The sequence below is a fragment of the Streptomyces umbrinus genome (assembly GCF_030817415.1).
GTDB lineage: Bacteria > Actinomycetota > Actinomycetes > Streptomycetales > Streptomycetaceae > Streptomyces > Streptomyces umbrinus_A.
In genome coordinates, this window is the sequence record NZ_JAUSZI010000002.1 from 6034412 (window position 1) to 6048689 (window position 14278).

Annotated in this window: 11 protein-coding genes and 2 tRNA genes; 10 read left to right on the top strand and 3 right to left on the bottom strand. The window is 68.6% G+C overall.

Annotated elements, in window-relative coordinates; all coding sequences use genetic code 11:
* Positions 1–49 precede the first annotated feature (49 nt).
* The 7 genes from gnd (at position 50) to QF035_RS26485 (ending at position 8795) form a co-directional block, all read left to right on the top strand.
* Positions 50–931 carry a phosphogluconate dehydrogenase (NAD(+)-dependent, decarboxylating) gene (gene gnd, locus QF035_RS26455; protein WP_307523087.1) on the top strand — a complete coding sequence of 294 codons (882 nt, stop codon included), beginning with the start codon at positions 50–52 and terminating at the stop codon, positions 929–931.
* Between the two features lie 109 nt (positions 932–1040).
* Positions 1041–2165 (top strand): DNA replication/repair protein RecF, encoded by a 1125-nt coding sequence (recF, locus tag QF035_RS26460; RefSeq protein ID WP_307523088.1) that lies wholly within the window; start codon positions 1041–1043, stop codon positions 2163–2165.
* Positions 2162–2707 carry a DUF721 domain-containing protein gene (locus tag QF035_RS26465; RefSeq protein ID WP_307523089.1) on the top strand — a complete coding sequence of 182 codons (546 nt, stop codon included), beginning with the start codon at positions 2162–2164 and terminating at the stop codon, positions 2705–2707. Before recF ends, QF035_RS26465 begins: the two co-directional genes overlap by 4 nt.
* A gap of 310 nt (positions 2708–3017) precedes the next feature.
* The gene (gene gyrB / locus QF035_RS26470) at positions 3018–5078 is read left to right on the top strand and encodes a DNA topoisomerase (ATP-hydrolyzing) subunit B (RefSeq protein ID WP_307523090.1); all 2061 of its coding nucleotides are present in this window, start codon (positions 3018–3020) and stop codon (positions 5076–5078) included.
* Positions 5079–5120: 42 nt separating this feature from the next.
* Entirely contained in the window at positions 5121–7721 is a 2601-nt protein-coding gene (gene gyrA / locus QF035_RS26475; protein WP_307523091.1) for a DNA gyrase subunit A, read from the top strand.
* Positions 7722–7739: 18 nt separating this feature from the next.
* Entirely contained in the window at positions 7740–8531 is a 792-nt protein-coding gene (locus QF035_RS26480; RefSeq protein WP_307523092.1) for a DUF3566 domain-containing protein, read from the top strand.
* 190 nt (positions 8532–8721) lie between these two features.
* Positions 8722–8795: transfer RNA gene (locus tag QF035_RS26485), tRNA-Ile, on the top strand.
* A 179-nt stretch (positions 8796–8974) separates the two neighbouring features.
* On the opposite strand, the gene QF035_RS26490 is transcribed toward QF035_RS26485, so the two are convergent.
* A complete protein-coding gene (locus QF035_RS26490) occupies positions 8975–9313 on the bottom strand; it encodes a DUF6344 domain-containing protein (RefSeq protein ID WP_307523093.1) in 339 nt (112 codons plus the stop codon).
* A gap of 326 nt (positions 9314–9639) precedes the next feature.
* On the opposite strand from QF035_RS26490, the gene QF035_RS26495 reads away from it, so the two are divergent.
* Both QF035_RS26495 and QF035_RS26500 read left to right on the top strand, forming a co-directional pair.
* Positions 9640–9768: a DLW-39 family protein gene (locus tag QF035_RS26495; protein WP_003999697.1), complete on the top strand. Its 129-nt coding sequence runs from the start codon at positions 9640–9642 to the stop codon at positions 9766–9768.
* Positions 9769–10041: 273 nt separating this feature from the next.
* Positions 10042–11478, top strand: a complete 1437-nt coding sequence (locus QF035_RS26500; RefSeq protein ID WP_307523094.1) for a hypothetical protein — start codon at positions 10042–10044, stop codon at positions 11476–11478.
* Positions 11479–11529: 51 nt separating this feature from the next.
* On the opposite strand, the gene QF035_RS26505 is transcribed toward QF035_RS26500, so the two are convergent.
* Both QF035_RS26505 and QF035_RS26510 read right to left on the bottom strand, forming a co-directional pair.
* Positions 11530–13299 carry a serine/threonine-protein kinase gene (locus tag QF035_RS26505; RefSeq protein WP_307523095.1) on the bottom strand — a complete coding sequence of 590 codons (1770 nt, stop codon included), beginning with the start codon at positions 13297–13299 and terminating at the stop codon, positions 11530–11532.
* Positions 13300–13430: 131 nt separating this feature from the next.
* Positions 13431–13982 (bottom strand): helix-turn-helix domain-containing protein, encoded by a 552-nt coding sequence (locus tag QF035_RS26510; protein WP_055613072.1) that lies wholly within the window; start codon positions 13980–13982, stop codon positions 13431–13433.
* Positions 13983–14164: 182 nt separating this feature from the next.
* Here QF035_RS26510 and QF035_RS26515 point away from each other — a divergent pair.
* Positions 14165–14237: transfer RNA gene (locus QF035_RS26515), tRNA-Ala, on the top strand.
* The last annotated feature ends 41 nt before the right edge of the window (positions 14238–14278 follow it).

Here is a 14278-nt window from a genome sequence, read left to right on the forward strand (position 1 = left end):
CAGGTACGAAAGTGCCCTCCTGCCACATCGCTAGTGAAGGAACAACCTGATGGAGCTCGGTCTCGTCGGCCTCGGCAAGATGGGCGGCAACATGCGCGAGCGCATTCGCCGCGCAGGCCACACCGTCATCGGATACGACCGCAATCCGGCCGTCGCCGATGTCCACAGCCTTGAGGAGCTTGTGGGCAAGCTCAAGGGTCCGCGTGTGGTGTGGGTGATGGTCCCGGCCGGTGCGGCGACCCAGTCGACGGTCGACGAACTCGCCGAGCTCCTGGAGCCCGGTGATGTCGTCGTGGACGGCGGCAACTCGCGCTGGACGGACGACGAGAAGCACGCAGAGGAGCTGGCGGCCAAGGGCATCGGCTTCGTCGACTGCGGCGTCTCGGGCGGCGTCTGGGGCCTGCAGAACGGCTATGCGCTGATGTACGGCGGCGACGCCGAGAACATCGCCAAGGTCCAGCCGGTCTTCGACGCCCTCAAGCCCGAGGGCGACGCCGGCGTCGGCGCCGTCCACGCCGGCAAGGTGGGCGCGGGCCACTTCTCGAAGATGGTCCACAACGGCATCGAGTACGCGATGATGCAGGCCTACGCTGAGGGCTGGGAGCTTCTGGAGAAGGTCGACTCGGTCACCGACGTGCGCGAGGTGTTCCGCTCCTGGCAGGAGGGCACCGTCATCCGCTCCTGGCTGCTCGACCTCGCGGTCAACGCGCTGGACGAGGACGAGCACCTGGGGAAGCTGCGCGGCTACGCACAGGACTCCGGCGAGGGCCGGTGGACCGTGGAAGCCGCCATCGACCACGCGGTGCCGCTGCCCGCGATCACCGCGTCGCTGTTCGCGCGGTTCTCGTCCCGGCAGGACGACTCCCCGCAGATGAAGATGGTCGCGGCGCTGCGGAACCAGTTCGGCGGCCACGCGGTCGAGAAGAAGTGAACCCGCCGAAGTGAATCCGTCGAGTATCCAGTCCGTCGAGTAGCCGGAAGAAGTAATCCACAGGTCCGCACCGCGGATCCACAGCCCTGGGGGAGGTCGGCGAACGACCATGCACGTCACGCATCTGTCGCTGGCCGACTTCCGCTCGTACGCCCGGGTCGAGGTTCCGCTCGACCCGGGCGTCACCGCGTTCGTGGGGCCCAACGGACAGGGCAAGACCAACCTTGTCGAGGCGGTCGGCTATCTCGCCACCCTCGGCAGCCACCGCGTCTCGTCCGACGCGCCCCTCGTGCGGATGGGCGCCGACCGTGCGATCATCCGGGCCAACGTCCGGCAGGGCGAGCGTCAGCAGCTCGTCGAGCTTGAGCTGAACCCCGGCAAGGCCAACCGCGCCCGCATCAACAGGTCCTCGCAGGTCAGACCCCGTGACGTACTCGGCATCGTACGGACCGTGCTGTTCGCGCCCGAGGACCTCGCACTGGTCAAGGGCGATCCGGGCGAGCGCCGGCGCTTCCTCGACGAGCTGATCACCGCGCGCTCCCCGCGCATGGCGGGCGTGCGCTCGGACTACGACCGCGTCCTGCGGCAGCGCAACACACTCCTGAAGTCGGCCGCGCTGGCCCGTCGCCACGGCGGGCGCACGATGGACCTGTCCACGCTCGACGTGTGGGACCAGCACCTCGCGCGCGTGGGCGCCGAACTGCTCGCCCAGCGCCTCGACCTGGTCGCCGCGATCCAGCCGCTGGCGGACAAGGCGTACGAGCAACTGGCGCCGGGCGGCGGTCCCGTGGCGCTGGAGTACAAGCCCTCCTCGCCCGAGATCACCGGCCACGCGCGCGAGGAGCTGTACGAGCAGCTGATGGCCGCGCTGGCGGAGACGCGCAAGTCGGAGATCGAACGGGGCGTCACCCTGGTCGGACCGCATCGTGACGAACTACTGCTCAAACTTGGCGAGCTGCCCGCGAAGGGATATGCGTCACACGGCGAGTCCTGGTCGTACGCGCTGGCGCTGCGCCTGGCCTCGTACGACCTGCTGCGGGCCGAAGGGAACGAGCCGGTGCTGGTCCTCGACGACGTGTTCGCCGAGCTGGACACCCGTCGCCGCGAACGCCTCGCCGAGCTGGTCGCCCCGGGCGAGCAGGTGCTGGTGACGGCCGCGGTCGACGACGACGTACCGGGCGTACTGGCGGGGACGCGGTTCACCGTGTCCGGGGGCACGGTGAACCGCGTATGAGCGAGAACACACCAGAGCCGAAGCCCGAGCCGCCGGAGGGCCCCGAACCCTCCGGCGTCGACCTCGCGCGCGTGGCCCTGCGCGCCGCCAAGGAACAGGCACGCGCGCGTGGGGACGCGGCGCGGCAGAAGAAGCAGGCGCGGCGTGGGGGTCTGCGCTCGGGCGCGCACGCCGACGGGCGTGACCCGATGGCGCTCGGCTCCGCCATCAACCGGCTCATCACCGAGCGCGGCTGGGAGGCCCCGGCCGCTGTCGGCGGTGTCATGGGCCGCTGGCCGCAGATCGTCGGCGACGACCTGGCCAACCACTGCGTACCGGAGAAGTACGACGAGGACGAGCGCGTGCTGATCGTGCGGTGCGACTCGACGGCCTGGGCGACCAACCTGCGGCTGCTCGCTCCGCAGCTGGTCGCACGCCTGAACGAGGACCTCGGACACGGCACGGTGAGGCTGATCAAGGTGCTCGGCCCCAGTGGTCCCGTCCAGCGTTTCGGCCCCTTGCGCGCGCCTGGCAGCACAGGCCCCGGTGACACCTACGGGTGAGCCAGACCGGACGGTATGCCGTTCGTAGCGGGGGGTTGACACCTCGAAGCGCTGAGTGGCGCTCTGCGCCTCTTTGGGCCCGGGTCCGCATATGGGGAGTCGGTGGAGACCGGTTCAGGGCGGCACATGCGGACTCAGGTACCGGCAAACCCCCATCACTGTCGGCGCTACCGGTAGACTGGAGGCTAATCCCGCCCCACTTGTGGGACGCACCGAGCAACGCTGACTAAGGCTTACCAACGCAACACGCCGCAGCCGCTCCGGCCACCCGCCGGGAGCTTGGCTTGTGCTGTGCCAGAAAGGGCGCTTCGTGGCCGATTCCGGCAACCCCAACGAGAACATCCCGTCCACCGACGCCGGCGCGAACGGCGGGGCCAACACCTCGAACGGCGAGGTCACGGCTTCGTACGACGCCAGCGCCATCACCGTCCTCGAGGGTCTGGACGCGGTCCGCAAGCGACCAGGCATGTACATCGGTTCGACCGGTGAGCGTGGTCTGCATCACCTCGTGTACGAGGTGGTCGACAACTCCGTCGACGAGGCGCTGGCCGGGCACGCCGACACGATCGCGGTCACGATCCTCCCCGACGGCGGCGTCCGCGTCGTCGACAACGGCCGCGGCATCCCGGTGGGCATCGTCGCCTCCGAGGGAAAGCCCGCCGTCGAGGTCGTGCTGACCGTGCTGCACGCGGGCGGCAAGTTCGGCGGCGGCGGCTACGCGGTCTCCGGCGGTCTGCACGGCGTGGGCGTCTCTGTCGTGAACGCGCTGTCCACCAAGGTGGCCGTCGAGATCAGGACCGACGGACACCGCTGGACGCAGGACTACAAGCTGGGCGTGCCGACAGCTCCGCTGGCCCAGCACGAGGCCATCGACGAGACCGGCACGTCGGTCACCTTCTGGGCCGACGGGGACATCTTCGAGACCACGGACTACTCCTTCGAGACGCTCTCGCGGCGCTTCCAGGAGATGGCGTTCCTCAACAAGGGTTTGACGATCAAACTCACTGATGAGCGCGACTCGGCGAAGGCCACGGTGGGCGCCGACGAGGCGGGTGCGGACGAGCCCGAAGAGGTCAAGACCGTCACGTACCACTACGAAGGCGGCATCGTCGACTTCGTGACGTACCTCAACTCCCGCAAGGGCGAGGTCGTCCATCCCACCGTGATCGACATCGAGGCCGAGGACAAGGAGCGCATGCTCTCCCTCGAGGTCGCGATGCAGTGGAACGGCGGATACAGCGAGGGTGTGTACTCCTTCGCCAACACCATCCACACCCACGAGGGCGGTACGCACGAGGAGGGCTTCCGTGCGGCGCTCACCGGTCTCATCAACCGGTACGCGCGCGACAAGAAGCTGCTGCGCGAGAAGGACGACAACCTCACGGGCGACGACATCCGCGAGGGTCTGACGGCGATCATCTCGATCAAGCTGGGCGAGCCGCAGTTCGAGGGCCAGACCAAGACCAAGCTGGGCAACACCGAGGCGAAGACCTTCGTCCAGAAGGTCGTCCACGAGCACATCAGCGACTGGCTGGACCGCAACCCGAACGAGGCCGCGGACATCATCCGCAAGTCCATCCAGGCGGCCACCGCGCGCGTGGCGGCCCGCAAGGCCCGTGACCTCACCCGTCGCAAGGGGCTCCTGGAGACGGCGTCGCTGCCCGGCAAGCTGAGCGACTGCCAGTCGAACGACCCCACCAAGTGCGAGATCTTCATCGTCGAGGGTGACTCCGCCGGCGGCTCGGCCAAGTCCGGCCGGAACCCGGAGTACCAAGCGATCCTCCCGATCCGGGGAAAGATCCTCAACGTCGAGAAGGCGCGGATCGACAAGATCCTGCAGAACCAGGAGATCCAGGCACTGATCTCCGCCTTCGGCACCGGAGTCCACGAGGACTTCGACATCGCTAAGCTCCGCTATCACAAGATCATCCTGATGGCGGACGCCGACGTCGACGGCCAGCACATCAACACCCTGCTGCTGACCTTCCTGTTCCGCTTCATGCGGCCGCTGGTCGAGGCCGGGCACGTGTTCCTGTCGCGTCCGCCGCTCTACAAGATCAAGTGGGGCCGGGACGACTTCGAGTACGCGTACTCGGACCGCGAGCGTGACGCCCTGATCGAGCTCGGCCGCCAGGCGGGCAAGCGCGTCAGGGAAGACTCGATCCAGCGCTTCAAGGGTCTCGGTGAGATGAACGCCGAGGAGCTGCGCATCACGACCATGGACCAGGAACACCGCGTCCTCGGTCAGGTCACGCTCGACGACGCGGCCCAGGCCGACGACCTGTTCTCGGTCCTGATGGGCGAGGACGTCGAAGCACGCCGCGCGTTCATCCAGCGCAACGCCAAGGACGTCCGCTTCCTCGACATCTGAGTCGGTCTCAGCTGACCGCGCCAGAAAGGATCTTCACCAGCAATGACCGACGAGACACCGCTTTCCCCCACTGGTCCGATCGTCCCTGAAGAGGGCGAGATCGCCCTGCGCGTCGAGCCCGTCGGGCTCGAGACCGAGATGCAGCGTTCGTACCTCGACTACGCGATGTCCGTCATCGTGTCGCGTGCGCTGCCCGACGTACGGGACGGTCTCAAGCCCGTCCACCGCCGCGTCCTGTACGCCATGTACGACGGCGGCTACCGGCCCGAGAAGGGCTTCTACAAGTGCGCGCGCGTCGTCGGCGACGTCATGGGCACCTACCACCCGCACGGCGACTCCTCGATCTACGACGCGCTGGTCCGCCTCGCGCAGCCGTGGTCGATGCGGATGCCGCTGGTGGACTCCAACGGCAACTTCGGCTCTCCCGGTAACGACCCGGCCGCCGCCATGCGGTACACCGAGTGCAAGCTGAAGCCGCTGTCCATGGAGATGGTCCGCGACATCGACGAGGAGACCGTCGACTTCACGGACAACTACGACGGCCGCAACCAGGAGCCGACGGTTCTGCCGGCGCGCTTCCCGAACCTGCTGATCAACGGCTCGGCGGGCATCGCGGTCGGCATGGCGACGAACATCCCGCCGCACAACCTGCGCGAGGTCGCGTCCGGCGCCCAGTGGTACCTGGAGAACCCGGAAGCCTCGCACGAGGAGCTCCTGGACGCCCTGATCGAGCGCATCAAGGGCCCCGATTTCCCGAGTGGCGCCCTTGTGGTGGGCCGTAAGGGCATCGAGGAGGCGTACCGCACGGGCCGTGGTTCCATCACGATGCGCGCGGTCGTCGATGTCGAGGAGATCCAGAACCGCCAGTGCCTGGTGGTCACCGAACTCCCCTACCAGGTCAACCCCGACAACCTCGCGCAGAAGATCGCCGACCTGGTGAAGGACGGCAAGGTCGGCGGCATCGCGGACGTCCGCGACGAGACGTCGTCCCGTACGGGCCAGCGCCTCGTCATCGTCCTGAAGCGGGACGCGGTCGCCAAGGTCGTCCTGAACAACCTCTACAAGCACACCGACCTGCAGACGAACTTCGGCGCGAACATGCTTGCGCTGGTGGACGGTGTACCGAGAACCCTGTCCCTGGACGCCTTCATCCGGCACTGGGTGACGCACCAGATCGAGGTCATCGTCCGGCGTACGCGCTTCCGGCTGCGCAAGGCCGAGGAGCGCGCGCACATCCTGCGTGGCCTCCTGAAGGCCCTGGACGCCATCGACGAGGTCATCGCGCTGATCCGGCGCAGTGACACCGTGGAGATCGCGCGAGAGGGCCTCATGGGCCTCCTGGAGATCGACGAGATCCAGGCCAACGCGATCCTCGAGATGCAGCTGCGCCGACTGGCCGCTCTGGAGCGCCAGAAGATCGTCTCCGAGCACGACGAACTCCAGGCGAAGATCCGCGAGTACACCGCGATCCTGGCCTCGCCCGTGCGTCAGCGCGGCATCATCAGCGAGGAACTGGCCGCGATCGTCGAGAAGTTCGGCGACGACCGCCGGTCCAAGCTGGTCCCCTTCGACGGCGACATGTCCATGGAGGACCTGATCGCCGAAGAGGACATCGTCGTCACCATCTCGCGCGGCGGCTACGTCAAGCGCACCAAGACGGACGACTACCGCTCCCAGAAGCGCGGCGGCAAGGGCGTACGCGGCACGAAGCTCAAGGAAGACGACATCGTCGACCACTTCTTCGTGTCGACGACGCACCACTGGCTCCTGTTCTTCACCAACAAGGGCCGCGTCTACCGCGCGAAGGCGTACGAACTCCCGGACGCCGGACGTGACGCGCGTGGACAGCACGTCGCCAACCTGCTGGCCTTCCAGCCGGACGAGGCGATCGCTGAGATCCTCGCCATCCGCGACTACGAGGCGGCGCCCTATCTGGTGCTGGCCACGAAGGGCGGACTTGTGAAGAAGACGCCCCTGAAGGATTACGATTCACCGCGTTCGGGCGGCGTCATCGCGATCAACCTCCGTGAAACAGAGGACGGTTCCGACGACGAACTGATCGGTGCCGAACTCGTTTCGGCAGAGGATGATCTGCTTCTGATCAGCAGGAAGGCTCAATCGATCAGGTTCACGGCGACGGATGACGCATTGCGTCCCATGGGCCGTGCGACCTCGGGTGTGAAGGGCATGAGCTTCCGCGAGGGAGACCAGCTGCTCTCGATGAATGTTGTTCGACCCGGTACGTTCGTGTTCACTGCCACAGACGGTGGGTACGCGAAGCGGACCGCTGTTGACGAGTACCGCGTCCAGGGTCGCGGTGGCCTGGGTATCAAGGCCGCCAAGATCGTCGAGGACCGCGGTTCGCTCGTCGGCGCGCTGGTGGTCGAGGGGACCGACGAGATCCTCGCCATCACGCTGTCGGGCGGTGTGATTCGTACGCGAGTCAACGAGGTCAGGGAGACGGGCCGTGACACCATGGGCGTCCAACTGATCAACCTGGGCAAGCGCGATGCCGTCGTCGGTATCGCTCGAAACGCCGAGGCCGGTCGCGAGGCCGAGGAAGTCGACGGGGTGGTCGACGACTCGGACGAGGTCGAGACGGTCGCCGGCACGGACGAGGGCGACCAGTCCTCGGACGAGTAGCGCGAGGAGTGAGTCATCGTGAGCGGAGCCACGGGTGCCGGTTCGACCGGTACGGAAAAGGACGGCGGCCGTGGCCCCGCCACTGAGTCGACCGACTCCCATGACTCTCATGGATCCCAGGGGGGAACTGTGACGGACACCAGAGGCCCGCAGACGCCGCAGTACGCGGCGGGCGCGGCCCCAGGCTCGCCGGTGCCTCCGGGCCCGGCGCCTTCTCCGGGACCCGCCCCGGGCCCGGCGGCTCCGGTGGGCCACGCGCCTCCCGTGGGCCAGCCTGCTCCCGTGGGCGCGGCGCCGCCGCCTCCGGGATCGCCGCTGCCGGGGGAACGGCAGCCGCAGCAGACCGCTCAGCCGTACCACCCGCCGCAGGCGTACCCGGCACAGCAGGCGGCCACCGGCGCTGTCCGCAGGCCGCGCACCGGGGCCCGTACGACACCGCGCACGCGCAAGGCGCGGCTGCGGGTGGCCAAGGCCGACCCGTGGTCGGTGATGAAGGTCAGCTTCCTGCTCTCCATCGCGCTCGGCATCTGCACGATCGTCGCGGCCGCGGTCCTGTGGATGGTCATGGACGCCATGGGCGTCTTCTCCACGGTGGGCGGGACGATCTCCGAGGCCACCGGCTCGAACGAGTCCAACGGCTTCGACCTTCAGTCCTTCCTGTCGCTGCCGCGTGTGCTCATCTTCACGTCGATCATCGCGGTCATCGACGTCGTCCTCGCCACCGCGCTCGCCACCCTCGGAGCGTTCATCTACAACCTCTCCGCGGGCTTCGTCGGCGGTATCGAGCTGACGCTCGCCGAAGACGAGTAAAACGTTGTCGTAACCGCTTCCTGCTTGGAGCGCATCCCTTGCCGGGGATGCGCTCTCACGCTGTCCGGAGATGCGCTGTCAGGCTGTCCGGGCAGGCTGGAGCGGGGCTCGGATACCGATTTTGGGACTGGCCCCGTCGTGCGCTAATCTTCAGAGGTCAGCGCGCGGGACATACACCGCAGAGCGCGGCGGGGCTATAGCTCAGTTGGTTAGAGCGCATCCCTGATAAGGATGAGGCCACAGGTTCAAATCCTGTTAGCCCCACACTACGAAGACCCCCAACCAGTTCTGGTTGGGGGTCTTGTCGTGTGCCCGGTGTGTACGCAAGTTCGCCCCGGACGTGAGGTGTGTAAGAGGTAATCCAGGAGACGTGAACGAGGTCTACGTAGAGGCCGAATTACGTGAAGAGGGTCTACGTAGGGGCCTGTTCGTCGGCGCTCGGCCTACGTCCGGTCGGTGCAGGGAGCGGCGGAGTCCGCCGCGGGCTCCCCCTCGTCGGAGGTCTCGTCCGTGTCCGCCGGCGCGCGGTGGCGGCAGCTCGGCGAGGAGCCGTGGGCCTCGGCGCGGATGCGTTGCTTCATGGTGGGGGGCAGGGAACGGGCGTACGCCCATGCCCAGGCGGCCGTCGTCGGGAGCGTCACGACCGCGGTGCTGTTGCGCGGGCTCTTCGGCTGCTGTACCGGTGTGGCGCTCGCCGTCGTGACGAGTCCGAGCGTCGTGCACAGTGCGATGAAGGCGGTGATGACCGCGGTCCACAGCTTCATGACCCAGATCTTGGCCATGGCCCCTCACTTTCGGGTTGGGCGATTTGCGTACTTTCCTCATGATGTGTATGGCGGCCGTGAAGTGGTGGACCTGCACCCGTGGCGCGTCGATCTTCCGATGAACACCACCCGGATGGACCCAATAAGCCAGAAAAGCGAGAGAGAGCAGCGAAAGTCACTGTGTGTGGCGACTTCTCACGTTCCGAAAGGAGTGTCGTCGTCCGGTTCTACTGCTGTGTGCCGTGCGGGAGTTGGCGGCCGACGCAGGTCACTGATCGGTATCGGCCGGTGTGTATAGTCGGGCGGCAGAAGTCCCATACGCCAAGGAAAGACGAGGTCGCGCGGTGAAGAAGCTTCTCCTGGTCGCACTGGCCGCCATCGGCGGGCTCCTCGTGTACCGCCAGATCCAGGCGGATCGCGCCGAGCAGGATCTGTGGACGGAGGCGACCGACTCCGTGCCCACGGGTTCGTGAGTATCGACGACAGCCTTAGTACAGACCCCGGCCGCCTCGCGGTCGGGGTTTTGTGTTGCCGGGGGCGGGGCCTGGACAGCGCGTTGTGGACCTCAAGCGTCGTGGACGTCACAGGAAGCGCTTGCGTGGCTGAACAAGGGGTGGCGCGGCGGCCGGAGGGGCAGGATGGTCGAGGCTTCACGGACGTCCGGGACAGCGTCGGGACAGCGCCGACACCGGTCCGCGGACGCCCGGTGAGTGACGATCCGGTGCTACGGCGAGGGGTGGCGCGTGATGGGGCGGCGCACGGGACGGTGGCGCGGCCGTACGGTCCTGGCCGGGGCGGCGGCGCTCCTCGCGGCCGTGGCCTCGGCGGGACAGGCGACGGCGGCCGGCACTCCCCCTCCGTACCGCTTCGCCGCCGGCGCCGAGAAGATCGAGGGCGCGGCGACGGCCAAGGATGCCGTACGGCTGACACCCGGCACGACCTACCGGAGCACCCTCCGCGACAAGGGGAAGCTCTCCTACGGGCTGCGGCTCGACGCCGTGTCCACCGCCTATGTGTCGGTCACCGCCGTCCCCAAGGCGGGAACGAAGGCCGTGTACTCGGACGGCATCAAGGTGTCCATGCAGGACCCCGACGGCCACAAGTGCTTCTCCGGAGACGCCGGTGCCGCACGGTTCGGGCCCACCGAGAGCCCGCGGCCGATCACCGCCTGGGCCTCGCGCAGGGCGGGCCCCGGCACGTACACCTGCAAGAGCGCGGGGGTGTACTCCGTGCTCGTCGAGCGCATCGGCGGTGCCGGGTCCTCGCCGGACGACTGGGAGCTGGAGCTTCGGTACGTGTCGGAGCCCGCGCTGAAGAAGGCCGCTTCGACGACCGCCCCCGAGGTGTGGGACTCCGCGTCCCCACAAGCGGTCGACGGCCCCGCCAGGATTCGTAGGGGCGGTACGAGCTTCAACGAGGCGCGTTCCCTGGAACAGGGCGTCTGGAAGGACGGGATCCGGGCCGGGCAGACGCTCTTCTACCGCGTTCCCGTCGACTGGGGACAACAGCTCTACGCCACGGCCGAACTGGGCCCGGCGAGCGGCGACGGGTTCCTGGGCAACGCCCTCGGCCTGTCGCTCTACAACCCGGTGCGCGCCTTCGTGGACGATGCGGGCACCGGATACGACGGCAAGACGAAGTCGGCCACGCTGGAGCCGCTGCCCCCGGTCGCCTACGAGAACCGGTACGACGTGGACGACCAGGTGAGCGGAATGCGGTTCGCGGGCTGGTACTACCTGGCCGTGCACCTCGGTGCGGAGATGGCCGGCAAGTTCGGCGACGGGCCGTTCGACCTGACCCTGCGTGTGCGGGTGAGCGGTACGGCCGGGACACCGGCGGCGTACGACGGAACCGCCGTGCCGCCCGATGCGTTCGACGTGACCGCGGGGGACAAGGCCGAGGCGTCGAACGGAGCCGCGGCGGCCGGCGGCGACGGGGGACCGGACGGGAACACCGCGATGAAGGCGGTGGCCGTGGGCGGGATCGGCGCTGGGACGGTGCTGGTGCTGGGGTTGGCCGTGTGGACCGTGGTCGCACGGAGGCGGGCGGCGGCGGTCGGAGCGACGTTGTCCGGAGCGGGGACACCCGGAGGTGGAGGTCCTGAAAAGGGGACAGTGCCTGTGCCGTCCGTCGAGGGTCCGGACGCGCGGTCGCGGGAGTACGGGCCGCCGCGAGCCTGGTAGTCGGCGCAGTCCACGTAGTGCGCGTAGTCCGCATGCGGTTCCCGGGCCGGCTCAGATCTGCGTCAGTGCCCAGAACCCGACCGCGAAGCAGGCCAGCGCGAGCATGAGCACGGGAACCGCCACCATCGCGGGCGGTCCGGGCCGCCGCTGCGCCCGCCTCGCGCGATGCCGTGCAACGGGCTGTGGCTGAGGTGGAACCCGAACGTCTTGAGCGGTGTATGAAGCAGTAGAGGCGAATTCGTGCGGCTGGGGCGGCGACACGGGGGTCGTGGCCGGGGGGTGAGCGGCCGAGGGGTGCGGAGCCTGGGGGGAAAGCACGTGAGTGGGTTCGTACGGCAGCGACGGGGAGTACGCGGGGTTTGGGAGCGCGAGCGACGTGGGGGGAGTGGGTGGTTGCTCGGGCTGTGGTTGCGCCTGTCCCTGTGGATGGGGCCCTGGCTGGGAGTGAGGCCCTGGTTGGTGCCGCTGTACGGGAGAGGTGCTGGTCCGGGGCGGAGGCGGAGGCGGCAGGGGGAGGCCTCCGGTGTCCGACACCGCGGGGGACTGAGGGGGGACGGGCGCGGTCGAGGGCGGTGGTGGTACGTCGCCAGGGGTGGGACGGGGTGGTACGGCGCCGGTGTGGGGGTGGGGAGGAACTGCGCCTGCGGGAGGCATTGGAGAGACGGCACCTGTGCGTGTCTGGGGCCAGGCCGTATCTGTGTGGGCGTCTGGAGACACGCCGCCGGGGTGGGCCTCGGGAGATGTGCTCGGCTGGGGGGATGCGGCGCCTGTGGGGGGCTCTGACGGAGCGGTGCTCCCGGATTGCGGCGCACGGCCCTCCGTGGCCGTCCGAGCGCCCGGAGACGCGGCACCGGACTGCTGCGACGGTGTCGAGGTGCCCGGGCCGTGCCGCTGAGGCGCGGTGTCGTGAGCCTGGGTGCCCTCGGACGCGGTGGTGGTCGTCAGAGGACCCTGCGGGCCGAACTCGGCCGGAAGCGGGCCGAGTTGGTCGAAGATCTCGATCAGCTCGTCGTCGGGGCCGGGCTCGGGGAGGAGCTCCCTGGCCGCGGCGAGCGCCTTGCGCGCCCCTGTGGCGGTGCGGAAGCGCGCCTGTGGGTCCGGTTGGAGCAGAGAGGCCACGATCTGCCACAGCGGCTCGGGAATCCCCTTCGGGGCGCCCGGTGTGCCATGGGCCGTGAAGTGGTCGACCAGCGCCTTGGCATCGGGTTTGGCGCCCTCCAGGAGGTAGAGGGCGACCAGGCCCACCGCGAAGAGGTCGGCGGGGAAGTCGGGCTCCGAGCCGAGCAGCTGCTCGGGCGCGAAGTAACCGGGCGTTCCCACCACGTAGTTGGTCTCCGTCAGGCGGGGCTCGCCCAGCCGCATCGAGATGCCGAAGTCGGACAGCCGCAGCCGCGGACGGCCCGTTCCGGTCGCCTCCAGGAGGATGTTGGCGGGCTTGATGTCACGGTGCACGACCCCCTCCGCGTGCACTGCGGCGAGCCCCGCCAGCAGTTGGTCGAGCAGGGTGCAGACGAAGGCCGGCGGCAGGGGACCGTAGTCCCCGATCAGGTGGACCAGCGAACCGCCGCCGACGAGGTCCATGGTGAACAGGACCTTGTCGTCATCGGCGGCCCAGCTGGCGGGCGCGAGCACATTGGGGTGGTCGATCCGCAGTGCCTGTTCCCGCACGAAGCGCAGCAGCGAGTGCGCGTCGCTCTGCTGGAGCACCTTGGCGGCCACATACCGGCGCCGCCGGTGGTCCCAGGCGCGCCAGACCGCACCGACTCCCCCGCGTCCGATCGGGTCGACCAGTTCGTACCGGCCGGCGAAGACCTCACCCATGGTCGTGCGTCGCTCCCCCCTTCGGCGGTCGGTGCGGCGGTCCTTCCGAGGTGCCCGGCTGCCTGGCCTCCGGTGACCGTCAGGCCCAACAGGACTGCGGTTACCGGGTGTTCGGCGGCCGGGCGATGTGCTCAGCTCTGGTGGGACTGGTAGTGGGCGACCGCGTCCGAGGTGCGGCCGGCTCCGTACACCCGGAGGAACTCTGCCAGTTCCGGGTGGGTCGGGGCGAGAGTGTCGGCCGCCTCGATGATGTCCCCCGCGGCAGCGACCGAACGCAGCAGTGACTGGATCTCGCGCACCACACGCTTGACCGTGGGTGCACCCCCCGAACTGGTCGTCGATTGCGTGGTGTTGCTGAGCACCGAGCCCCCTTGCGACTTCTTGATCTCGTCCATGCGCTCGGTGGCCTCGGCAGCGCTCACACTGCCGTCCGCCACCTGTCCCGCCAGGTCCTGCAGCAGTTGTACGCGCTGGACCACCGCGGGGTTCCCGATCTTGGCGCGCTGGCCGCTCATCAGCTGCGACAGCATGGGCGCCGACAGGCCGAGCACTCCGGCGAGGCGGGCCTGATTGAGCCCCAGGTCATCTATGAGCCTACGGAAGAGCGCCCCCAACGGCTCTCCGTACCAGTTCCGCTGCAGCTCCCGGGCTCTTGCGGTTGCTTCCTGCTGTGCGGCGTCCATTCGCGTCTCCCCATCGCTTCCCCAAGTACCGTGGTTCGCTGTAGCGAACCACGTCGAGCATCTTACGGAGAGTGGTCGTTCGCGGGGACCCCCAATCTTTTTGCGGGATACCCGGGGTGACCCGGTACTCTGGTCTGCGGCGCTGCTCAGAAGGGGATCCTTCTGGCGGATGCCTCTCTTCCGGGGCCTTAGCTCAGTTGGTAGAGCGCTGTCTTTGCATGGCAGATGTCAGGGGTTCGACTCCCCTAGGCTCCACACGAAGAACCCCCTCCGACCCGCGTATTCGCAGGTCGGAG

Excerpts from the sequence above, each read along its gene's own strand:
- gnd (WP_307523087.1), top strand. The coding sequence starts at position 50 with ATGGAGCTCGGTCTCGTCGGCCTCGGCAAGATGGGCGGCAACATGCGC.
- recF (WP_307523088.1), top strand. The coding sequence starts at position 1,041 with ATGCACGTCACGCATCTGTCGCTGGCCGACTTCCGCTCGTACGCCCGG.
- QF035_RS26465 (WP_307523089.1), top strand. The coding sequence starts at position 2,162 with ATGAGCGAGAACACACCAGAGCCGAAGCCCGAGCCGCCGGAGGGCCCC.
- gyrA (WP_307523091.1), top strand. The coding sequence starts at position 5,121 with ATGACCGACGAGACACCGCTTTCCCCCACTGGTCCGATCGTCCCTGAA.
- QF035_RS26490 (WP_307523093.1), bottom strand. The coding sequence starts at position 9,313 with ATGGCCAAGATCTGGGTCATGAAGCTGTGGACCGCGGTCATCACCGCC.
- QF035_RS26500 (WP_307523094.1), top strand. The coding sequence starts at position 10,042 with ATGGGGCGGCGCACGGGACGGTGGCGCGGCCGTACGGTCCTGGCCGGG.
- QF035_RS26505 (WP_307523095.1), bottom strand. The coding sequence starts at position 13,299 with ATGGGTGAGGTCTTCGCCGGCCGGTACGAACTGGTCGACCCGATCGGA.
- QF035_RS26510 (WP_055613072.1), bottom strand. The coding sequence starts at position 13,982 with ATGGACGCCGCACAGCAGGAAGCAACCGCAAGAGCCCGGGAGCTGCAG.